A 20,618-nucleotide genomic window follows, 5' to 3' on the forward strand; every position below is an offset into this window, starting at 1 on the left:
CCGCACCCGGCATCACCCGGTACGCGCTCTTCACCCGCGAATACCAGAAAAGCAAGAGATTCCTCCGATCCGGGGCACTTCTCATCGGTAGGGGCAGCGCAACGTCGAACAAGCGTGTAGCTTCCGGGGGCATGAAGGACGAGGTGCCGGGGGGCCCTCTGTCCATGCGGACCAGTGGGCATCCATAGTGGGGCATCCATTGGGGGGACTGGGGGGTTGCTCTATGGGAGTGCGGCTCATGGTGGTCGACGACCACCGTCTGCTCGCCGAGGCGCTGGCCTCGGCGCTGAAACTGCGTGGCCACCGGGTGCTCGCGGCGGCCGCCCCGGCGGCGGGCGCGGCGGAGCTGGTGATCACACGGGCGCCCGAGGTGTGCCTGCTCGGTACGGCGACACCGGCCGAGCCGGGGATCTTCGACCCGGTGGTGCGGATCAAGAAGGAACGCCCGCAGGTCGCGGTACTGGTACTGGGCCCGGTGCCGTCCCCGCGGGGCATCGCGGCGGCGTTCGCCGCGGGTGCGTCCGGCTATGTACGGCACGACGAGCGGATAGAGGGCGTCGAGCGGGCGATCATGAAGGCGCGGGCGGGTGAGGCGGCCGTCGCGCCCGCCCTCCTCCAGAGCGCGTTCAGCGAACTCCTCAACCCCGCCGCCCAGCCGGACGACGAGGGCCAGCGGCTCCTCCAGATACTCACCCCGAGGGAGGTCGAGGTCCTGGTGCGCGTCGCCGACGGCGAGGACACGAGGCTGATCGCCGCCGGCATGGGCATCGCCCCGAGCACGGCCCGCACCCATGTGCAGAGGGTCCTGATGAAACTGGGCGTGGGATCGAGACTGGAGGCAGCGGCACTGGCGGCACGAACAGGGCTGCTGGACCGGGCGGGACCTCTGAACGGCGGGAGCGAGATTCCCTAGGGGCGCGAGGCTGTATCAATGTGCGGCTCCGCCGCGCGGGCGCGACCAGCCCCCACACACCCGCAGCCGAACAACCACCGGCAGCTAGTTCTCGGCCTCCTCCACCGGAGGCACCGGTGGAGGGGTCGGCCGAAGCCACAGCCACACCAGGAAGAACACCCCGAGCAGCAGCATCCCGATGCCCGTCCACAGGTTGATGTTGATCCCCTGCGCCTTGTCGATCTCGGCCTGCGAGTCCGTGATCCCGGCGATCGTGACGATGATCCCGTACAGCACGAACAGCCCACCGATGATCCGCCGCAGGTCGAAGATCCGCGCGGCGGTCGTGGACCTGCTCTCCAGCTCGGTGACCTCGCGCTGGACGTCCTGCTCGGAGTAGTGGAACCCGGAGTGCTCCGGGCGCCCGGAGTCGTCGTTCATGGTGCTTCCATTCTTCAGCGGCGGCGATCAGATCGAGAACGGGATGTAGCAGAGGGCCGCGAGGACCACCGCCCCCCAGCCCAGCAGCGCCGGCCTGCGATACCACGCCTCGTCGCCGGGCGCGGGCGCCTCGGTCATGCCGGGGGAGCGCGTGCCGTAGACCAGGCCCGCGAGCTCGGCCTCCGGCTTGGGCGCGGTGAACAGGGACACGATCACCATCACCACCGCGCCGGCGACGAAGCCGGCGATCGCGGAGACGAAGTTGGCGCCCTGGTCGGTGGGGATGTCGATGATGTGCCGCTTGTAGAGGACGAAGTAGTTGACCATCGCGGTCACCGTCCCCGCGAGCAGCCCCCAGAAGCCGGATTTCGCCGAGGCCCGCTTCCAGAACATGCCGACGATGAAGACGACGAACATCGGCACGTTGAAGAAGGAGAACAGTGTCTGGAGGTAGCTCATGATGTTCGAGAACGACGACGCGAGGAACGCCGTACCGACGGACGCGCAGACGCCGATCACGGTGATGAGGCGTCCGAAGCGCACGTAGTACGCGTCCTCCTCGCCCCTGACCACGTACTTCGCCCAGATGTCCGTCGTGAAGACGGTGTTGAAGGACGACACGTTGGCCGCCATGCCGGCCATGAAGGCCGCCAGCAGACCGGTGACCGCGATGCCGAGGACGCCGTTGGGGAGCAGCTGCGACATCAGGTACGGGATCGCGTCGTTGTACTGGAGGCCGGACCCGGACCTGCCGATGTTCGGCACCAGCGCGGCGGCGACCAGGCCCGGGATCATCACCAGGAAGACGATGAAGATCTTCGGGTACGCGGCGATCAGCGGGGTGCGCTGGGCGGCGGAGAGGTTCTTCGCCGACAGGGCGCGCTGGACCTCGGCGAAGTTCGTCGTCCAGTAGCCGAAGGAGAGCACGAAGCCGAGGCCGAGGACGATCGTCAGCCAGTTCGCGCCGAGCGGGTTGACGGAGCCGATGCCGGTGCCGCCCCAGGCGGTCGTGAAGTTGTGGCCGTGGGTGGCGGTGAGCTTGTCGACCAGGCCGTCCCAGCCGCCGGCCTTCTTCAGGCCGAGCACGGACAGCGGGATCAGGGCGGCCAGGATCACGAAGAACTGCAGCACCTCGTTGTAGATGGCCGAGGAGAGACCGCCGAGGGTGATGTACGCCAGCACGAACGCGCCCGCCACCACGATCGCCACCCACTGCGGCCAGCCCAGCAGCGCCTCGACGACGATCGCGAGGGCGTACAGGTTGACGCCCGCGATGAGGATGGCGGCGAAGGCGAACAGGATCGAACTGAGCAGGTGTGCGGCTCTGTCGAAGCGGAGCAGCAGCATCTCGGGGACCGAGCGGACCTTGCTGCCGTAGTAGAAGGGCATCATCACCAGGCCGAGGAAGACCATGGCCGGAATCGCGCCGATCCAGTACCAGTGCACGGTGTACGCGCCGTACTGCGCGCTGTTCGCGGCCATGCCGAGGATCTCGGTGGCGGCCAGGTTCGCCGAGATGAAGGCGAGGCCGGTGATCCAGGCGGGCAGCGACCGCCCGGAGAGGAAGAAGTCGAGGCTCGTCTTCACCGAGCGGCGGGCGGCGAAGCCGATGCCCAGGACGACCACGAAGTAGATCGCGAGGATCGCGTAGTCCAGGCCGTTGGTGGGGAGCCGCAGCTCCGCCGCGAGGTCCGCCGCGAGGCGTGTGGGGTTTTCATGGGCATTTGTGGGGTTCTGCACCCAGTAATTCAACACTTTCGTTGTCTCACCTTGATTGATTGCGATGTTGACTGTCGTGGTGAGTTGTGTTTTGGTGTGTTCGGTTCTGTTTGATGGTTGGCCGACTCGAACAACGCTCGATATTCGGGAGTCCGCAGTGAAGAAGACCTCGACCCGGTTGGCCGACGGTCGCGAGCTCATCTACTACGACCTGCGCGACGACACCGTGCGGGACGCGGTGGACCGGCGTCCCCTGGAGCGGACGCACACCACCTCCGAGATCCGCCGCGATGTGCTGCTCGGCGACCAGGTCGCCATCGCCTCGCACCGGCAGGGCCGCACCTACCACCCGCCGGCCGACCAGTGCCCGCTGTGCCCGACCAAGGGTGACCGGCTGAGCGAGATCCCGGACTCGTCGTACGACGTGGTGGTCTTCGAGAACCGGTTCCCCTCGCTGGCCGGCGATTCCGGGCGGTGCGAGGTGGTCTGCTTCACCTCGGACCACGACGCGTCCTTCGCGAGCCTCACCGAGGAGCAGGCGCGCCTGGTCCTGGACGCGTGGACCGACCGGACGTCGGAGCTGTCGCATCTCCCCTCCGTCGAGCAGGTGTTCTGCTTCGAGAACCGCGGCGAGGAGATCGGCGTGACGCTCGGTCACCCGCACGGCCAGATCTACGCCTACCCGTTCACCACCCCGCGCACCGCCCTGATGCTGCGTTCACTCGCGGCCCACAAGGAGGCCACCGGCGGCGAGAACCTCTTCGACGCCGTCCTGGAGCGGGAACTGGGCGACGAGCGGGTCGTCCTTGAGGGTGAACACTGGGTCGCGTTCGTGCCGTACGCGGCACACTGGCCCTACGAGGTCCACCTGTACCCCAAGCGCCGGGTCCCGGACCTGCTCGCACTCGACGAGGCGGCACGCTCAGAGTTCCCCCAGGTTTATCTGGAACTCTTGAGGCGCTTCGACCGTATCTTCGGTGAGGGTGAACCTCCCACGCCCTACATCGCCGCCTGGCACCAGGCGCCGTTCGGGACGCTGGAGGAGTTCGAGGGTGTCACGCGCGACGACTTCGCGCTCCACCTCGAGCTTTTCACCATCCGCCGAACGTCCGGCAAGCTGAAGTTTCTCGCGGGTTCCGAATCCGGCATGAGTGTGTTCATCAACGACGTGCCGCCGGAGCGCGCGGCCGAGCGACTGCGAGAGGTAGCGAGTTGATGAAGTACCTGGTGACGGGCGGGGCGGGATACGTCGGCAGCGTGGTCGCCCAGCACCTGCTGGAGGCGGGCCACGAGGTCACCGTCCTGGACAACCTCTCCACCGGCTTCCGCGAGGGCGTCCCGGCGGGCGCCGCCTTCGTCGAGGGCGACATCCGCGACGCCGCCAAGTGGCTCGACTCCTCCTACGAGGCGGTGCTGCACTTCGCCGCGTTCTCCCAGGTCGGCGAGTCGGTCGTGAAGCCCGAGAAGTACTGGGACAACAACGTCGGCGGCACCATGGCGCTGCTCGGCGCGATGCGCGAGGCCGGCGTCCGCAAGCTCGTCTTCTCCTCCACGGCGGCCACCTACGGCGAGCCCGAGCAGGTCCCGATCGTCGAGACCGCGCCGACGCAGCCCACCAACCCGTACGGCGCCACCAAGCTCGCCGTCGACCACATGATCACCGGCGAGGCCGCCGCCCACGGCCTGGGCGCGGTCTCCCTGCGCTACTTCAACGTGGCCGGCGCCTACGGCGCGCAGGGCGAGCGGCACAACCCCGAGTCGCACCTGATCCCCCTGGTCCTCCAGGTCGCCCAGGGCCGCCGCGAGGCCATCTCGGTCTTCGGCGACGACTACCCGACGCCCGACGGCACCTGCATCCGCGACTACATCCACGTCGCCGACCTCGCCGACGCCCACCTGCTGGCCCTCACGGCCGCACAGCCCGGCGAGCACCTGATCTGCAACCTCGGCAACGGCGAGGGCTTCTCGGTCCGCGAGGTCATCGAGACGGTCCGGCAGGTCACCGGCCACCCGATCCCCGAGGTCGTGGCCCCCCGCCGGGGCGGCGACCCGGCGGTCCTGGTCGCCTCGGCGGCCACCGCCCGCGAGAAGCTGGGCTGGAACCCGACCCGCGCGGACCTCGCGGGGATCGTCGCGGACGCCTGGGAGTTCGCGCAGCACATCAGCGCAGCAAGGGAGCAGTAAGTGGGGGCACAGCAGGTGCACGACGGTTTCGTGGAGCTCTACGGAACCGCGCCCGACGGCGTCTGGTCGGCGCCCGGCCGGGTCAACCTGATCGGCGAGCACACCGACTACAACGACGGCTTCGTGATGCCGTTCGCGCTGCCGCACGTGACAACGGCCGCGGTCGCCCGCCGCACCGACGGCGTGCTGCGCCTGCACTCCTCGGACATCGAGGGCGGGGTCGTCGAACTCGCCCTGCACGCCCTGGAGCCCGGCACCGACCAGGAGTGGACGGCGTACCCGGCGGGCGTGGTCTGGGCGCTGCGCGAGGCCGGCCACCCGGTCACCGGCGCCGACGTCCACCTCGCCTCCACGGTCCCGACCGGTGCGGGCCTGTCCTCCTCCGCGGCCCTGGAGGTGGTGATCGCCCTCGCGCTGAACGACCTGTACGAACTGGGCCTGCAGCGCTGGCAGCTGGCGCGTCTGTGCCAGCGCGCGGAGAACGTCTACGTCGGGGCGCCGACCGGCATCATGGACCAGACCGCGTCCGCCTGCTGCGAGGCCGGCCACGCCCTGTTCCTGGACACCCGCGACCTCTCGCAGAAGCAGATCCCCTTCGACCTCGCGGCCGAGGGCATGCGGCTGCTGGTCGTCGACACCCAGGTCAAGCACGCCCACAGCGGCGGCGAGTACGGCAAGCGCCGCGCGGGCTGCGAGAAGGGCGCCGCCCTGCTCGGGGTGGACGCGCTGCGGGACATCCCCTACGACGAGCTGGACTCCGCCCTCGACCGCCTCGGTGACGAGGAGGAGGTACGGCGCCTGGTCCGCCACGTCGTCACCGAGGACCAGCGGGTGGAGCAGGTGGTGGCCCTCCTGGAGGCGGGCGACACCCGCGCCATCGGCCCGGTCCTCACCGCGGGCCACGCCTCGCTGCGCGACGACTTCCGGATCTCCTGCCCGGAGCTGGACCTGGTCGTCGACACCGCCCTCGCCTCCGGCGCCCTGGGCGCCCGGATGACCGGCGGCGGCTTCGGCGGCTCGGCGATCGTCCTCGCGGAGGCGGCCGACGTCGACACCATCACCAAGGCGGTCGAGGAGGCCTTCGCGGCGGGCGGCTTCAAGGCACCGCGGACGTTCGAGGCGGTGCCTTCGGCGGGGGCGCGGCGGGAGGTCTGAGCGTCAGCCCAGCCGCTTCACGAGGGTGTACTCGGTGATCCCGGGCGGATAGTCCGGGATCACGCACACCACGTCGTAGCCCTGCTTCTTGTAGAACTCCGGGGCCTGGAAGTCCCAGGTCTCCAGTCGGGCGCCGGTGCAGCCGCGGTCCCTCCCCGCGATGCGTTCCGCCTCGGCCAGCAGCCGGCCGCCCAGGCCCGCGCCGCGGTGCCGGCCGTCCACCCACAGGTAGGTGACATGCAGCCAGGTCGTCCAGGTGTGGCCGACCAGACCGCCGGCCAGTTCGCCCGAGCGTTCGTCCATCGCCCACACGTGCAAAGGCGCTTCGCGTTCGCCGGGGGTGCCGCGCAGGGCGGCGAGGACCGGGGACGCCGCCGTATTGGTGTCCCGCAGCCTGGTGCGGAGCAGATCCCGCCGTTCCCTGTCGACTTCCGCCTCAATACGAAACATGCGGCACACCATAAACGCGTCGGCCGGGCAGTTCTGCAAATTGCCTTCCGCTCCCGGCCCCCGGCCGTACTCTGAGGAGCGGTACCGGTGGGGGCCGGTGCTGATCAGGGGGCGAGACAAGTCGGGTACGACGCCCGCGCTGGGGGTAGCAGTTCAGGCACGGCGGCGGCCGTGCGGTTACACCCTCCCGCGGGTGTCGTGTCCGCATGGTTCGTCGTTCTCCGGACCTTGAGGTATCCCCTGCTCGTGAAGAGCCTGGGGAAGGGGGTTTCGTGGTTCGCATCCGAGTTCTGGTCGTCGACGACCACCGCATCTTCGCCGAGTCGCTGGCCGCCGCACTGGCCGCCGAGCCCGACGTCGACGTGTCCGCGGCCGGCAGCGGTCCGGCGGCACTGCGCTGCCTGGAGCGCGCGGTCGCCGAGGGCCGCCGCTACGACGTGCTGCTCGTCGACGCCGATCTGGGCGGTCAACTGCCCGGCGGCCGCCCGGCCGTGCCGGTGCAGGTGGGCAACGAGGAGGGGCTGGTCGACGGGATATCGCTGGTCACGGGCGTCCGCTCGGCCCAGCCCGCCGTCCGCGTCGTCGTCCTCGCCGAGAAGGACGACCCCAGACGGGCGGCCCTGGCCCTGCAGGCCGGCGCCTCCGGCTGGGTCGCCAAGGACTGCTCGCTGTCCCGGCTGCTGAACGTCATCCGGGGCGTGCTGCGCGACGAGACGCATCTGCCGCCCGCCCTGCTCACGGGCGTCCTGCGGGAGCTGACGGCCGCGCGCAAGCACCGCACCGAGAGCGAACGGCTGGTGGAGTCCCTCACGCCGAGGGAGCGGGAAGTGCTCCGGTGCATGGTGGCGGGCCTGGGGCGCAAGGCGGTCGCGGAGCGCCTGTTCCTGTCCCCGCACACCGTCCGCACCCATATGCAGAACGTCCTCGGCAAACTGGGCGTCCACAGCACACTGGCCGCGGTCGCACTCGCCCGCCGGGCCGGGGTGGGGCCGGTGGACCTGGGGCCTGCCGGGCGGATCATGTCGGAGGAAAGCAGCAGCGCCTGACCGGCGCCCCGAAGGGGCGCCGTGGGTACCCCCGGCCGAAAGCCGGGGGAGGAACTGCGTGACCAGCCACGACGGCACCGCGGCCGACCGACGGCCTGCCGCGGCACGTCCAGCGGAGCGTCTAGCCGGGGATGTTGTCGAACGGGGCGGTCAACTGGCGTAGCAGACCGGCGAGTTCGGATCGCTGTGTGCGGGAGAGCTCGGCCAGGATCGCGCGTTCCTGGGCGAGGAGGCCGGCCAGGGCCTGGTCCGCGCGGTCCTGGCCCTCCTCGGTCAGCCGCACCAGCACGCCCCGCCGGTCGCTCGGGTCCGGCAGTCGCTCCACCAGGCCTTTCTTGGCCAGCCGGTCGATCCGGTTGGTCATCGTGCCCGAGGTGACCAGGGTCTGCGTCAGCAGCTGCCCGGGTGAGAGCTGGTACGGATTCCCCGCGCGCCTCAGCGCGGTCAGCACGTCGAACTCCCAGGGCTCCAGGCTGTGCTCCGCGAAGGCCAGCCGACGTGCCCGGTCCAGGTGCCGGGCCAGTCGGCTCACCCGGCTGAGCACCTCAAGCGGCTCCACGTCGAGGTCCGGGCGCTCCCGGCGCCACGCAGCCACCAGCCGATCGACCTCGTCCTCCATGGCGATCAGTGTAGTGGTTGTGTCGATGTGAAGTCTCTTGATGTCGAGTCTCTTGACATCAAGAGACCGAAGGCGGGAACGTGTCGTACATGACCTCTCCCACCTGGGACCCCGCCCAGTACCTCCGGCACGCCGACCACCGCGCCCGCCCCTTCGTCGACCTCCTCGCCCGCGTTCCCGGCCTGCCCGGAAAGCCCCCGGTCGTCGCCGACCTCGGCTGCGGCCCCGGCAACATGACCGCCCTGCTCGCCGAACGCTGGCCCACCGCGCACATCACCGGCTACGACAACTCGCCGGAGATGCTCGACAAGGCGCTCGTGGAGTACGCGGGGCCCACCGCGGGCGGCGGCCGCCTCGACTTCGCCCACGCCGACGTCCGCAGCTGGGCGCCCGACACCTCGTACGACCTGATCGTCAGCAACGCCACGCTCCAGTGGGTCCCCGGGCACGCCGACCGCTTCGCCGACTGGATCGCCGCCCTCGCCCCCGGCGGCACCTTCGCCTTCCAGGTCCCCGGCAACTTCGCCGCCCCCAGCCACCGGCTGATGCGCACCCTCGCCCACTCCGCCCGCTGGCACGACCGGCTCGCCGAGATCCTCCGCCACGACGACGCCGTCCTCGAACCCGGGACCTACCTGGAGCACCTGACCGCGCTCGGCTGTACCGCAGACGTCTGGGAGACGACGTACGTCCACCTCCTCACCGGCGAGGACCCGGTCCTGGACTGGGTGAAGGGCACCGGTCTGCGGCCCGTCCTCACCGCCCTCGCCGACGACCCCGGGGCCCGGGACGCGTTCCTCGCCGAGTACCGGGCCGCCCTGCGCGAGGCCTACCCGGCCGGCCCGCACGGCACCCCGTTCCCGTTCCGCCGCATCTTCGCCGTCGCCCGCAAGGCGGAGGGCTGATGCTCACCGCCGTCGACCACGTCCAGCTGGCCGCGCCCCCGGGCCGCGAGCACCTCCTGCGCGCCTTCTACACCGACGTGCTCGGTATGACGGAGATCCCCAAGCCGCCCGCGCTCGCGGCCCGCGGCGGCTGCTGGTTCCGGGCGGGGGCCGTGCACCTGCACCTGGGCATCGAGGACGGCTTCCGCCCGGCGCGGAAGGCCCACCCCGGGCTGCGCGTGACGGACATCCAGGCATACGCCGACCGGCTCGCCGCCGGCGGTGCCACCGTCACCTGGGACGACGACCTCCCCGGCCACCGCCGCTTCTACTCGCAGGACCCGGTCGGCAACCGCCTGGAGTTCCTGGAGCCGATGCCCCAAGCCGCCGTTTGCCCCGGCCCGATCACGGTTACCCGGCGTTCTGACCAGGAAGTCCGACCCGGTCAGGAGGTATCGACGGTGTCAGGACACCAGAAGGCAAAGGCCAAGAAGGAACAGATCAAGGGCAAGGCCAAGGAGATCGGCGGACGCGCGACGCACGACCTGCCCGCGGAGGCCGAAGGACGCCTCGAACAGTCGAAGGGCGACGCCCGCCAGGCCAAGGAGAAGACCAAGGACATCTTCAAGCACTGACCAGCACTGACGCCCGCGAAGGCGCTCACGCCTTCCGGTGCCCTATCAGCCGCGGCTTCTGCTCCAGCCCGTCCAGGCCGTGCCAGGACAGGTTCACCAGATGGGCGGCGACCTCCGCCTTCTTCGGGCGGCGCACGTCCAGCCACCACTGGCCGGTCAGCGCGACCATCCCCACCAGCGCCTGCGCGTACAGCGGGGCCAGCTTGGGGTCGAAGCCGCGGGACTTGAACTCGCGGCCCAGGATGTCCTCCACCTGGGTGGCGATGTCCGAGATCAGGGAGGCGAAGGAACCGGTCGACTGGGGAATGGGGGAGTCCCGGACCAGGATCCGGAAGCCGTCCGTGTACTCCTCGATGTAGTCCAGGAGCGCGAACGCGGCCTGCTCCAGCAGCTCCCGCGGATGCCCGGCCGTGAGGGAACTGGTCACCATGTCCAGCAGCCGGCGCATCTCACGGTCCACCACGACCGCGTACAGCCCCTCCTTGCCGCCGAAGTGCTCGTACACCACCGGCTTGGAGACCCCGGCCTTCGCCGCGATCTCCTCCACCGACGTGCCCTCGAAGCCCTTCGCCGCGAAAAGCGTGCGACCGATCTCCAACAGCTGCTGGCGGCGCTCCGCACCCGTCATACGGGTACGACGCGCCCGCCGCTGCTTTTCGGGACTGGGGGTGCTGGAGTCGGTCGCCACGCCGTCAATCATGCCGCCTCGACGGCCTCCGCCCCCTGTCGAGAGCCGCCTTCCCCGGTGTTACGGCGCGAATCGATACGCGAGCGTGACGGCCAGCGCACGTCGTACGCCCACCCGAGCTGCTCGCACCAGCGGATGATCCGCGCCGACGAGTCCAGCTGGCCCCGCTCCACCCCGTGCCGTGCCGAGGTCGGGTCGGCATGGTGCAGGTTGTGCCAGGACTCGCCGCAGGACAGCACCGCCAGCCACCACACGTTCCCGGAGCGGTCGCGCGACTTGAACGGCCGCTTGCCCACCGCGTGGCAGATCGAGTTGATCGACCACGTCACATGGTGGAGCAACGCCACCCGTACGAGGGAACCCCAGAAGAACGCGGTGAACGCGCCCCACCAGGACATCGTCACCAGCCCGCCGATCAGCGGCGGCAGTCCCAGCGACAGCATCGTCCAGTAGATGAACTGCCGGGAGATCGTCCGGATCGCCGGGTCCTTGACCAGGTCGGGCGCGTACTTGTCCTGCGGGGTCCGCTCCTCGTCGAACATCCAGGCGATGTGTGCCCACCACAGGCCCTTGATCAGCGCCGGCACGGTCTCCCCGTACCGCCACGGAGAGTGCGGGTCGCCCTCGGCGTCGGAGAACTTGTGGTGCTTGCGATGGTCGGCCACCCAGCGCACCAGCGGCCCCTCCACCGCCATCGAGCCCGCGATGGCCAGCGCGATCCTGAGCGGCCGCTTCGCCTTGAACGAACCATGCGTGAAATAACGGTGGAAACCGATCGTCACACCATGACAGCCCAGGTAGTAGAAGAACACCAGCAGGCCCAGATCGAGCCAGCTCACGCCTCCCCAGCCCCAGGCCAGCGGCACCGCCGCCAGCAGCGCGAGGAACGGCACGACGATGAACAGCAACAGGGTGATCTGCTCGATCGAACCCTTCCGCTCGCCGCCCAGAGTGGCGGAGGAAAGCGAGGTGCCGGCGGGCTTCTGGGCGTCTTCGATCACATCGGAACCAGACGAGGTCATGCGCGTCCCCTGTGGGGTCGAGGGTTGAGACAGGTGCCGATCCGCGGCCACCGCACGGGACTCTAGAACTCATTCCCTACGGTTCCGTAACCTACGGCGACGTAAGTATGGCAGCGAGGCGTCTCGCAGCAAGAGCCCGAGAGCCTGCGCGTCCTCATGGACACCTATCCTTGGAGTCGGTCGGACAGCGCGGTCCGCTCTGTTTCCTTCCCGGATGTCCGGCCCGTATGCGACCAATGCGCCGCGCGGCTGACGGACGGGTCCCCTCCAGACGAGCTTCAACACTGCAAGGAGCCGCACCTGTGAGCAGTGCCGACGACCAGACCACCACGACCAATAGTGAGCTGCGCGCCGACATCCGGCGACTGGGTGACCTCCTCGGCGAGACCCTCGTCCGGCAGGAGGGCCCCGAGCTGCTGGAGCTCGTCGAGAGGGTCCGCCGTCTCACCCGCGAGGACGGCGAGGCCGCCGCCGAACTGCTGCGTGGCACGGAACTGGAGACCGCCGCCAAGCTGGTCCGCGCCTTCTCCACCTACTTCCACCTCGCCAACGTCACCGAGCAGGTCCACCGCGGCCGCGAGCTGCGCACCCGCCGCGCCGCCGAGGGCGGTCTCCTCGCCCGCACCGCCGACCGGCTCAAGGACGCCGACGCCGACCACCTGCGCCAGACCGTCCAGAACCTCAACGTCCGCCCGGTCTTCACGGCACACCCCACCGAGGCCGCACGCCGTTCAGTCCTCAACAAGCTCCGGCGCATCGCCGCGCTCCTGGACACCCCGGTCATCGAGTCCGACCGCCGCCGCACCGACATCCGCCTCGCCGAGAACATCGACCTGGTGTGGCAGACGGACGAACTGCGCGTCGTACGCCCCGAACCGGCCGACGAGGCCCGCAACGCCGTCTACTACCTCGACGAGCTGCACGCAGACGCGGTCGGAGACGTCCTGGAGGACCTCACCGCCGAGCTGGAGCGGGTCGGCGTCAAGCTCCCCGACGACACCCGCCCGCTCACCTTCGGCACCTGGATCGGCGGCGACCGCGACGGCAACCCCAACGTCACCCCCCAGGTCACCTGGGACGTCCTGATCCTCCAGCACGAGCACGGCATCAACGACGCCCTGGAGATGATCGACGAACTCCGCGGCTTCCTCTCCAACTCCATCCGCTACACCGGCGCCACCGAGGAACTCCTGGAGTCCCTGAGGGCCGACCTCGACCGGCTCCCGGAGATCAGCCCCCGCTACAAGCGCCTCAACGCCGAGGAGCCCTACCGGCTCAAGGCCACCTGCATCCGGCAGAAGCTGGAGAACACCAAGCGACGCCTGGCCACCGGCACCCCGCACGAGCCCGGCGCGGACTACCTCGGCACCGCCGAACTCCTCGCCGACCTGCGCATCATCCAGACCTCCCTGCGCGCCCACCGCGGCGGCCTGTTCGCCGACGGCCGGCTGGCCCGGACGATCCGCACGCTCGCCGCGTTCGGCCTCCAGCTCGCCACCATGGACGTCCGCGAGCACGCCGACGCCCACCACCACGCCCTCGGCCAGCTCTTCGACCGCCTCGGCGAGGAGTCCTGGCGCTACTCCGACATGCCCCGCGAGTACCGCGGCAAGCTCCTCGCCAAGGAACTCCGCTCCCGCAGGCCGCTCGCCCCGACCCCGGCGCCCGTCGACGCGGCCGGCGAGAAGACCCTCGGCGTCTTCCAGACCGTGAAGAAGGCCCTGGAGGTCTTCGGACCCGAGGTCATCGAGTCGTACATCATCTCCATGTGCCAGGGCGCCGACGACGTCTTCGCGGCAGCGGTCCTCGCCCGCGAGGCCGGACTCATCGACCTGCACGGCGGCTGGGCGAAGGTCGGCATCGTCCCCCTCCTGGAGACCACCGACGAACTCAAGGCCGCCGACACCATCCTGGAGGACATGCTCTCCGACCCCTCCTACCGCCGTCTGGTGGCACTGCGCGGGGACGTCCAGGAGGTCATGCTCGGCTACTCCGACTCCTCCAAGTTCGGCGGCATCACCACCTCCCAGTGGGAGATCCACCGCGCCCAGCGCCGGCTGCGCGACGTCGCCCACCGCTACGGCGTCCGGCTGCGCCTCTTCCACGGCCGCGGCGGCACCGTCGGGCGCGGCGGCGGCCCCTCGCACGACGCGATCCTCGCCCAGCCCTGGGGCACCCTGGAGGGCGAGATCAAGGTCACCGAACAGGGCGAGGTCATCTCCGACAAGTACCTGATCCCGTCCCTGGCCAGGGAGAACCTGGAACTGACGGTCGCCGCCACCCTCCAGGCCTCGGCCCTGCACACCTCCCCCCGCCAGTCGGTGGAGGCCCTGGCCCGCTGGGACGCGGCCATGGACGTGGTCTCGGACGCGGCCCACGGCGCCTACCGCCGCCTGGTGGAGGACCCGGACCTGCCGACATACTTCCTCGCGTCGACGCCGGTGGACCAGCTCGCCGACCTGCACCTGGGCTCCCGGCCCTCCCGCCGCCCCGGCTCCGGCGTCTCGCTCGACGGACTGCGGGCCATCCCCTGGGTGTTCGGCTGGACCCAGTCCCGGCAGATCGTCCCCGGCTGGTTCGGCGTCGGCTCCGGCCTGAAGGCGCTGCGCGAGGCGGGCCTGGACACCGTCCTGGACGAGATGCACGAACAGTGGCACTTCTTCCGCAACTTCATCTCCAACGTCGAGATGACCCTCGCCAAGACCGACCTGCGGATCGCCCAGCACTACGTCGACACCCTCGTCCCCGACGAGCTCAAGCACGTCTTCGACACCATCAGGGCCGAGCACGAGCTGACCGTCGCCGAGGTCCTGAAGATCACCGGCGAGGCCGACCTGCTGGACGCCACCCCGGTCCTCAAGCAGACCTTCACCATCCGCGACGCCTACCTGGACCCGATCTCCTACCTCCAGGTGGCCCTGCTCAAGCGCCAGCGCGACGCGGCCGCGGCGGGCGAGCCGGCCGACCCGCTGCTCTCCCGCGCCCTGCTCCTCACGGTCAACGGCGTGGCGGCGGGCCTGCGCAACACCGGCTGACCGCCACCTTCGGACATGACTGTGCCCCCGGGGTCGTACACCCGGGGGCACAGCCGTATGTGTCGACTGCACCGCTGTGTCTACTGCACCGCGAAGAACGCCGCCGTCAGCAGCGCGATCCCCGAACCGCCCAGCACCCACCCCACCCGCGTCAGCCGCAGCCCCCCGGCCACCACCACCGACGCCAGCAGCAGCGCACCGCCCAGCGGCACCCACGAGTACAGGACCCCGGCGGGACCCGACCGGACCACGTCATCGGTGCCGGGCTTCACGATCACGTCGTACGTCTGCCCCTTGCGCACCGCCACCGACTTGTCGATCACCACACCGGAGCGTGCCGACGCCCCCGCCGAGACGGGCGTGAACGGCCCCGAGCAGGTGTCCGCACCGCACGCGGCCACCTTGATCGTGCCCCGCTCCTTGCCCTTCGTCAGCATCACGTGCTGCGCGGTGCCCCAGGAGCCCCACACACCGGCGATCAGGATCAGCACGGCGACCGCCCCCATCGACACGACACGCAGCGCGTCGACCGGAGCCGTACGGGAGGAGGCGGCTGAGGCAGCAGGCATGGCCGGGATCATTGGCCATTTCCCTACGGTCGGTCAACTTCCGTAGGGGGCAAGCGGGGAACAAACAGGGGACAAGTCAGGAGTTGTACGTGCTTTGCGCCCGCTCCAGCCCCTCGGTCACCAGCGCCTCCACCGCGTCGGCCGCCCGGTCCACGAAGTAGTCCAGTTCCTTGCGCTCGGCCGAGGAGAAGTCCTTCAGCACGAAGTCGGCGACCTGCATACGACCCGGAGGGCGCCCGATCCCGAACCGCACCCGGTGGTAGTCCGCCCCCATCGCCTTCGTCATCGACTTCAGCCCGTTGTGGCCGTTGTCCCCGCCGCCCAGCTTCAGACGGAGCACGCCGTAGTCGATGTCCAGCTCGTCGTGGACCGCGACGACATTGGCGAGCGGCACCTTGTAGAAGTCCCGCAACGCGTTCACCGGCCCGCCGGACAGGTTCATGAACGACATCGGCTTGGCCAGGATCACCCGCCGGTTCGCCGGCCCCGGCGCCCCGATCCGCCCCTCCACGACCTGCGCCTGCGCCTTCCCGGCCCGCTTGAACTTCCCCCCGATCCGCCCGGCGAGCAGATCCGCCACCATGAAACCGACGTTGTGCCGGTTCGCCGCGTACTCGGGACCCGGGTTCCCGAGCCCGACGATCAGCCAGGGGGCGTTGGCGGGCGAGGCGCCTGCGGGGGTGGTCACGTGCATGTCTCCTTGATACGCGCCAGCCGCCGCTCCCGGAAGGAAGCAGCGGCTGACGAACGATGGAACGAAGGTGAGGATCAGGCCTCGGCGGCCTCTTCGCCCGCGGCCTCTTCGCCCGCGGGGGCCTCCTCCGCCTGCGCGGCCAGAACCTGGAGGACGACCGCGTCCTCCTCGACGGCCAGCGTCACGCCGGACGGCAGGACGATGTCCTTGGCGAGGACGGAGGCACCGGCCTCCAGGCCCTCGACGGAGACGGTGACGGCCTCGGGGATGTGGGTGGCCTCGGCCTCGACCGGCAGCGCGTTCAGGACGTGCTCCAGCAGGTTGCCGCCGGCGGCCAGCTCACCCTCGGTGTGGACCGGGATCTCGACCGTGACCTTCTCGCCACGCTTGACCAGCAGCAGGTCGACGTGCTCCAGGAAGCCCTTGATCGGGTCGCGCTGCACGGACTTCGGGATCGCCAGCTCGTTGGTCTTGCCGTCGATGTCCAGGGAGATCAGGACGTTCGGCGTACGCAGCGCGAGCAGCAGGTCGTGGCCCGGAAGGGTCAGGTGGATCGGGTCCGAACCGTGGCCGTACAGCACACCGGGAACCTTGGCGTCACGACGGATACGACGCGCGGCACCCTTGCCGAACTCGGTGCGCGTCTGGGCGGCGAGCTTCACCTCGGACATGTGGATCACTCCTCGTAGAGGTAGATACGGACGTGGTCACCCGGCCACGAACGGCCTGCTACGAAGAGCGCGTCGATAACGGAGGCGTGGCCTCCCTCGCCGAGCAACTTCAGAAGTCTACTCGGCGCGAGAGGCCACAGGAAAATCGATCATCAGCGCCCTCCGGGCGCGGGCGATCATGCAGAAGCGTTTTTACAGCTCACTGCTCGCTGTTCACTGCTCGTCGAACAGGCTCGTCACCGAACCGTCCTCGAACACCTCACGCACCGCACTCGCGATCGTCGGCGCGATCGACAGCACCGTGATCTTGTCCAGATCCCGGCTCAGCTCACCCGGCGTCGGCAGCGTGTTCGTCAGCACGAACTCGCTCACCCGCGAGTTCTTCAACCGGTCCGCCGCAGGACCGGAGAGAACGCCGTGCGTGGCGGTCACGATGACATCCTCCGCACCGTGCGCGAACAGCGCGTCCGCGGCCGCACAGATGGTCCCACCCGTGTCGATCATGTCGTCGACCAGGACACACACCCGGCCCTCGACCTCACCCACGACCTCGTGGACGGTCACCTGGTTCGCCACGTCCTTGTCACGCCGCTTGTGCACGATGGCGAGCGGCGCACCCAGCCGGTCGCACCAGCGGTCCGCCACCCGCACCCGGCCGGCGTCCGGGGACACGATCGTCAGCTTGTCCTTCTCCACCTTCGAGCCCACGTAGTCCGCCAGCAGCGGAAGCGCGAACAGGTGGTCCACCGGACCGTCGAAGAACCCCTGGATCTGGTCCGTGTGCAGGTCCACCGTCAGAATCCGGTCCGCACCCGCCGTCTTCATCAGATCGGCGATGAGCCGCGCCGAGATCGGTTCACGGCCCCGGTGCTTCTTGTCCTGCCGCGCGTAACCGTAGAACGGCACAATCACCGTGATGGAACGCGCCGACGCACGCTTCAACGCGTCGATCATGATCAACTGCTCCATGATCCACTGGTTGATCGGAGCCGTGTGGCTCTGGATCACGAAGCAGTCGGCACCACGCGCCGACTCCTGATAGCGGACGTAGATCTCACCGTTCGCGAAGTCGAAGGCCTTCGTCGGGACGACCCCGACACCCAGCTGGTGGGCGACCTCCTCGGCAAGCTCGGGGTGGGCGCGGCCGGAGAAGAACATCATCTTCTTCTCGCCGGTCGTCTTGATCCCGGTCACAGCACTGTCTCCTCAGAGGTGTCTCAGCCGTACAGCTGGATCTCCAGCGCCCTGTGTGCCGGGCGCGGGAGGCCGAATCAGCTGGTTAGGTGCGGGTGTGCACTTATCACGGTACGACGTCTTCGGCGCACCTGTTTCCGGTCAGTCCTCGCTCGCGCCCTGCCGGGAAGCCGCCTCGGCAGCCTTCGCCGCCGCGCTGCCCGGCCGCTTCCGGGCCACCCAACCCTCGATATTCCGCTGCTGACCGCGGGCCACGGCCAGCGAACCGGGCGGCACATCCTTCGTGATCACAGAGCCGGCAGCGGTGTACGCACCGTCCCCGACCGTGACAGGAGCCACAAACATGTTGTCCGAACCCGTCTTGCAGTGCGACCCGACCGTCGTGTGGTGCTTGCTCTCCCCGTCGTAGTTCACGAACACGCTCGCCGCACCGATGTTCGAGTACTCGCCGATCGTCGCGTCACCCACATACGAGAGATGCGGAACCTTCGTCCCCTCCCCGATCGACGCGTTCTTCGTCTCCACGTACGTACCGATCTTGCCCTTCGCCCCCAGCCGGGTCCCCGGCCGCAGGTAGGCATACGGTCCCACGGACGCGTCCGCACCGATATGAGCGGAATCGGACACCGTGTTGTCCACCCGCGCCCCCGCACCGACCCTGGTGTCCTTCAGCCGGCTGTTCGGCCCGACCTCCGCACCCTGCCCCACATGCGTGTCACCCTGCAGCAGGGTGTTGGGGTTGACCACCGCATCCTGCTCGAACGTCACCGTCACATCCACCCACGTCGTGGCCGGATCCACCACCGTCACACCCGCGAGCATCGCCCGCTCCAGCAACCGGTCGTTGAGAATCCGCCGCGCCTCCGCCAGCTGCACCCGGTTGTTGATCCCGGCGATCTCCCGGTGATCCCCGGCCACCGAGGCCCCCACCCGATGCCCGGCCTCCCGCAGGATCCCCAGCACATCGGTCAGGTACTCCTCACCCTGACTGTTGTCCGTCCGCACCTTCCCCAGCGCGTCCGCCAGCAACTGCCCGTCGAACGCGAACACACCCGAGTTGATCTCCCGGATCGCCCGCTGCGCGTCGGAGGCGTCCTTGTGCTCCACGATGGCCGTCACGGCCCCGGAGACCTCGTCGCGCACGATACGGCCGTAACCGGTCGCGTCCGGAACCTCCGCCGTCAGCACGGTCACGGCGTTGCCGTCGGCGTGGTGGGTCCCGGCGAGCGCCGTCAGCGTCTCCCCGGTCAGCAACGGGGTGTCCCCGCAGACCACGACCACGGTCCCGTCGACCGCTCCGCCCAGCTCCTCCAGCGCCATCCGCACGGCGTGCCCGGTGCCGTTCTGCTGCTCCTGCACGGCGGTGCGGACGGCGGCGTCGACCTCGCCGAGATGCGCGGCGACCTGCTCACGCGCGTGCCCCACGACGACGACCAGGTTCTCGGGGTCCAACTCACGGGAGGCGGCGAGCACATGACCCACCAGGGAACGGCCACAGAGCTGATGCAGGACCTTGGGTGTGGCCGACTTCATACGGGTGCCCTCACCCGCTGCGAGAACGACGACGGCTGCCGGGCGAATGGCGCTCACGGATGTGCCCTTCGGCTTTTGGACGGGTGGGGACATCCGCAGGATACCGGGGCGTTTCACGGGGGACATGGGAGCGGGCCCTGACGGTGCTGTCAGGGCCCGAACCGAGCATGGCTCCCCCGCCAGGACTCGAACCCGGACAGATGGCACCAAAAGCCACAGTGCTGCCAATTACACCACGGGGGAATATTCTCGACCAAACCGGACATTCAGTCAGGTCGCCGAGTGGCGCCTCCTACTATGCCGTACCAGGCGCCTTCCATGCGACGGTACAAGTCGGCGCTCTGGCGGACGTAGATCACGAGGCATCCGTGATAGGAGTCGCCGGTGTTCTTCCGGACCGTCCTGGGGTTGTGCTTCTTCAGAGTTGCCTTGCTGAACGCGGATACCTCGACGTCCGCGACGTCTGCCCAGAACTCCTCGGCGGCCCGCACGTCCGCCGTCTCGTGAATGCTGACCCGGAGGGTCAGGCGGTCCCGCGTCACCTCGAGTAGGTCGAGCCACCGGAGGAAGAGCTTGATCACGTTGGGGTCGCTGTTGATGAACTGCAAGACCTCGGTGCGCCGGTACGGCTTGTCCTTGGAGCCTTCGGCCCAGTAGAGGGTGACCCCTGCGACGAATAGCTCCCGGTCCGACAGCTCTCCGATGGACGCTGCGGCTTCCCGCTTCGTTGCTGCGCGTTCGAGGTCTCGCGAGGCGTGGAGTCGCGCCAGTCCCGCGTTCATGCGCGCTCGCTGCTCCTCGGGTGTGCATGTGGGTTCTGGATGCGGCAGATCTCGCACCCAGAGCGAGACCGAGCTCTTTGAGCACCCCAACTCGGCTTGGATCTGGTTGTACGTCCAACCCTGGAGCCGTAGCTCCCGCGCCCTGGCCCTCAGGTCGTCCTTCGCGTTCGGTCGCTTCGTCCAGTCCGGCGGTGGCTCGCCCTCCAGGAGGCGGTTGAGGATGTCGTTGTTGTCGACGTGGAGGCGGTCGCGGATCTGGCGTCGGCTGAGTCCTGCGCGCCGCAGCGCGACCGCCTGCTCCCGCAGTCCCTCGAAGTTCTGGTACTTGCCTTGTGGATGTGCCATGGGCATACCGTCCGGGCGGAATGCGTCATTCCGGGTTCGAACGGGTGTGGTTCAGCAGTT

Annotated in this window: 19 protein-coding genes, 1 tRNA gene and 1 pseudogene; 8 read left to right on the forward strand and 13 right to left on the reverse strand. The window is 69.4% G+C overall.

Annotated elements, in window-relative coordinates; genetic code table 11:
* The first annotated feature begins 223 nt into the window (after positions 1 to 223).
* Complete coding sequence (locus EDD90_RS32175; protein ID WP_123976397.1) at positions 224 to 913, forward strand: response regulator transcription factor; 690 nt, start codon at positions 224 to 226, stop codon at positions 911 to 913.
* 84 nt (positions 914 to 997) lie between these two features.
* Here EDD90_RS32175 and EDD90_RS32180 read toward each other — a convergent pair whose 3' ends face one another.
* Both EDD90_RS32180 and EDD90_RS32185 read right to left on the reverse strand, forming a co-directional pair.
* Positions 998 to 1,333 carry a hypothetical protein gene (locus EDD90_RS32180; protein ID WP_123976398.1) on the reverse strand — a complete coding sequence of 112 codons (336 nt, stop codon included), beginning with the start codon at positions 1,331 to 1,333 and terminating at the stop codon, positions 998 to 1,000.
* 27 nt (positions 1,334 to 1,360) lie between these two features.
* The gene (locus EDD90_RS32185) at positions 1,361 to 3,073 is read right to left on the reverse strand and encodes a sodium:solute symporter family protein (RefSeq protein ID WP_123976399.1); all 1,713 of its coding nucleotides are present in this window, start codon (positions 3,071 to 3,073) and stop codon (positions 1,361 to 1,363) included.
* 136 nt (positions 3,074 to 3,209) lie between these two features.
* On the opposite strand from EDD90_RS32185, the gene galT reads away from it, so the two are divergent.
* Genes galT through galK form a run of 3 tightly spaced genes read left to right on the forward strand, consistent with a single transcriptional unit; the run spans position 3,210 to position 6,391 of the window.
* Entirely contained in the window at positions 3,210 to 4,268 is a 1,059-nt protein-coding gene (galT, locus tag EDD90_RS32190; RefSeq protein WP_123976400.1) for a galactose-1-phosphate uridylyltransferase, read from the forward strand.
* Positions 4,268 to 5,236 carry a UDP-glucose 4-epimerase GalE gene (galE, locus tag EDD90_RS32195; protein ID WP_123976401.1) on the forward strand — a complete coding sequence of 323 codons (969 nt, stop codon included), beginning with the start codon at positions 4,268 to 4,270 and terminating at the stop codon, positions 5,234 to 5,236. The genes galT and galE overlap by 1 nt, the downstream gene beginning before the upstream one ends.
* The gene (galK, locus tag EDD90_RS32200) at positions 5,237 to 6,391 is read left to right on the forward strand and encodes a galactokinase (RefSeq protein WP_123976402.1); all 1,155 of its coding nucleotides are present in this window, start codon (positions 5,237 to 5,239) and stop codon (positions 6,389 to 6,391) included. It abuts the gene before it with no gap.
* A gap of 3 nt (positions 6,392 to 6,394) precedes the next feature.
* Here galK and EDD90_RS32205 read toward each other — a convergent pair whose 3' ends face one another.
* Complete coding sequence (locus EDD90_RS32205) at positions 6,395 to 6,853, reverse strand: N-acetyltransferase (RefSeq protein ID WP_185149291.1); 459 nt, start codon at positions 6,851 to 6,853, stop codon at positions 6,395 to 6,397.
* Positions 6,854 to 7,113: 260 nt separating this feature from the next.
* On the opposite strand from EDD90_RS32205, the gene EDD90_RS32210 reads away from it, so the two are divergent.
* The gene (locus EDD90_RS32210; RefSeq protein WP_123976404.1) at positions 7,114 to 7,887 is read left to right on the forward strand and encodes a response regulator transcription factor; all 774 of its coding nucleotides are present in this window, start codon (positions 7,114 to 7,116) and stop codon (positions 7,885 to 7,887) included.
* A gap of 121 nt (positions 7,888 to 8,008) precedes the next feature.
* On the opposite strand, the gene EDD90_RS32215 is transcribed toward EDD90_RS32210, so the two are convergent.
* A complete protein-coding gene (locus EDD90_RS32215) occupies positions 8,009 to 8,506 on the reverse strand; it encodes a MarR family winged helix-turn-helix transcriptional regulator (RefSeq protein WP_123976405.1) in 498 nt (165 codons plus the stop codon).
* A gap of 89 nt (positions 8,507 to 8,595) precedes the next feature.
* Here EDD90_RS32215 and EDD90_RS32220 point away from each other — a divergent pair, with 89 nt between their 5' ends.
* Both EDD90_RS32220 and EDD90_RS32225 read left to right on the forward strand, forming a co-directional pair.
* Entirely contained in the window at positions 8,596 to 9,411 is an 816-nt protein-coding gene (locus tag EDD90_RS32220; RefSeq protein ID WP_123976406.1) for a trans-aconitate 2-methyltransferase, read from the forward strand.
* A pseudogene (locus EDD90_RS32225) lies at positions 9,411 to 9,767 on the forward strand (VOC family protein); the annotation flags it as partial. The gene EDD90_RS32220 and the pseudogene EDD90_RS32225, both read left to right, overlap by 1 nt.
* 283 nt (positions 9,768 to 10,050) lie before the next feature.
* Here the strand turns inward: EDD90_RS32225 and EDD90_RS32230 are convergent.
* Positions 10,051 to 10,725, reverse strand: coding sequence for a TetR/AcrR family transcriptional regulator (locus EDD90_RS32230; RefSeq protein ID WP_123976407.1), 675 nt, complete (start codon positions 10,723 to 10,725; stop codon positions 10,051 to 10,053).
* A complete protein-coding gene (locus EDD90_RS32235) occupies positions 10,722 to 11,735 on the reverse strand; it encodes an acyl-CoA desaturase (protein ID WP_123976408.1) in 1,014 nt (337 codons plus the stop codon). Before EDD90_RS32235 ends, EDD90_RS32230 begins: the two co-directional genes overlap by 4 nt.
* 302 nt (positions 11,736 to 12,037) lie before the next feature.
* On the opposite strand from EDD90_RS32235, the gene ppc reads away from it, so the two are divergent.
* Positions 12,038 to 14,770, forward strand: coding sequence for a phosphoenolpyruvate carboxylase (ppc, locus tag EDD90_RS32240; RefSeq protein ID WP_123976409.1), 2,733 nt, complete (start codon positions 12,038 to 12,040; stop codon positions 14,768 to 14,770).
* 80 nt (positions 14,771 to 14,850) lie between these two features.
* Here ppc and EDD90_RS32245 read toward each other — a convergent pair whose 3' ends face one another.
* The 7 genes from EDD90_RS32245 to EDD90_RS32275 form a co-directional block, all read right to left on the reverse strand.
* Positions 14,851 to 15,339: a hypothetical protein gene (locus tag EDD90_RS32245; protein ID WP_398926136.1), complete on the reverse strand. Its 489-nt coding sequence runs from the start codon at positions 15,337 to 15,339 to the stop codon at positions 14,851 to 14,853.
* Between the two features lie 76 nt (positions 15,340 to 15,415).
* A complete protein-coding gene (gene pth, locus EDD90_RS32250) occupies positions 15,416 to 16,033 on the reverse strand; it encodes an aminoacyl-tRNA hydrolase (protein WP_123976411.1) in 618 nt (205 codons plus the stop codon).
* A 74-nt stretch (positions 16,034 to 16,107) separates the two neighbouring features.
* A complete protein-coding gene (locus EDD90_RS32255) occupies positions 16,108 to 16,704 on the reverse strand; it encodes a 50S ribosomal protein L25/general stress protein Ctc (RefSeq protein WP_123976412.1) in 597 nt (198 codons plus the stop codon).
* A 213-nt stretch (positions 16,705 to 16,917) separates the two neighbouring features.
* Positions 16,918 to 17,898 carry a ribose-phosphate diphosphokinase gene (locus EDD90_RS32260; RefSeq protein ID WP_123976413.1) on the reverse strand — a complete coding sequence of 327 codons (981 nt, stop codon included), beginning with the start codon at positions 17,896 to 17,898 and terminating at the stop codon, positions 16,918 to 16,920.
* Between the two features lie 141 nt (positions 17,899 to 18,039).
* On the reverse strand, positions 18,040 to 19,488 hold the full coding sequence (gene glmU, locus EDD90_RS32265; protein ID WP_123976414.1) for a bifunctional UDP-N-acetylglucosamine diphosphorylase/glucosamine-1-phosphate N-acetyltransferase GlmU: 1,449 nt from the start codon (positions 19,486 to 19,488) through the stop codon (positions 18,040 to 18,042).
* 111 nt (positions 19,489 to 19,599) lie between these two features.
* Positions 19,600 to 19,674, reverse strand: a tRNA-Gln gene (locus EDD90_RS32270).
* A 23-nt stretch (positions 19,675 to 19,697) separates the two neighbouring features.
* The gene (locus EDD90_RS32275) at positions 19,698 to 20,558 is read right to left on the reverse strand and encodes a helix-turn-helix domain-containing protein (protein WP_123976415.1); all 861 of its coding nucleotides are present in this window, start codon (positions 20,556 to 20,558) and stop codon (positions 19,698 to 19,700) included.
* Between the last annotated feature and the right edge of the window lie 60 nt (positions 20,559 to 20,618).

Source organism: Streptomyces sp. Ag109_O5-1 (assembly GCF_003814875.1).
In the GTDB taxonomy this organism is placed as follows: Bacteria; Actinomycetota; Actinomycetes; order Streptomycetales; family Streptomycetaceae; genus Streptomyces; species Streptomyces sasae.

Coding starts and splice junctions, on each gene's coding strand:
- EDD90_RS32175 (WP_123976397.1), top strand. CDS start 224: ATGGGAGTGCGGCTCATGGTGGTCGACGACCACCGTCTGCTCGCCGAG.
- EDD90_RS32180 (WP_123976398.1), bottom strand. CDS start 1,333: ATGAACGACGACTCCGGGCGCCCGGAGCACTCCGGGTTCCACTACTCC.
- galE (WP_123976401.1), top strand. CDS start 4,268: ATGAAGTACCTGGTGACGGGCGGGGCGGGATACGTCGGCAGCGTGGTC.
- EDD90_RS32205 (WP_185149291.1), bottom strand. CDS start 6,853: ATGGTGTGCCGCATGTTTCGTATTGAGGCGGAAGTCGACAGGGAACGG.
- EDD90_RS32215 (WP_123976405.1), bottom strand. CDS start 8,506: ATGGAGGACGAGGTCGATCGGCTGGTGGCTGCGTGGCGCCGGGAGCGC.
- EDD90_RS32220 (WP_123976406.1), top strand. CDS start 8,596: ATGACCTCTCCCACCTGGGACCCCGCCCAGTACCTCCGGCACGCCGAC.
- EDD90_RS32230 (WP_123976407.1), bottom strand. CDS start 10,725: ATGATTGACGGCGTGGCGACCGACTCCAGCACCCCCAGTCCCGAAAAG.
- EDD90_RS32235 (WP_123976408.1), bottom strand. CDS start 11,735: ATGACCTCGTCTGGTTCCGATGTGATCGAAGACGCCCAGAAGCCCGCC.
- EDD90_RS32245 (WP_398926136.1), bottom strand. CDS start 15,339: ATGCCTGCTGCCTCAGCCGCCTCCTCCCGTACGGCTCCGGTCGACGCG.
- pth (WP_123976411.1), bottom strand. CDS start 16,033: ATGCACGTGACCACCCCCGCAGGCGCCTCGCCCGCCAACGCCCCCTGG.
- EDD90_RS32255 (WP_123976412.1), bottom strand. CDS start 16,704: ATGTCCGAGGTGAAGCTCGCCGCCCAGACGCGCACCGAGTTCGGCAAG.
- EDD90_RS32275 (WP_123976415.1), bottom strand. CDS start 20,558: ATGGCACATCCACAAGGCAAGTACCAGAACTTCGAGGGACTGCGGGAG.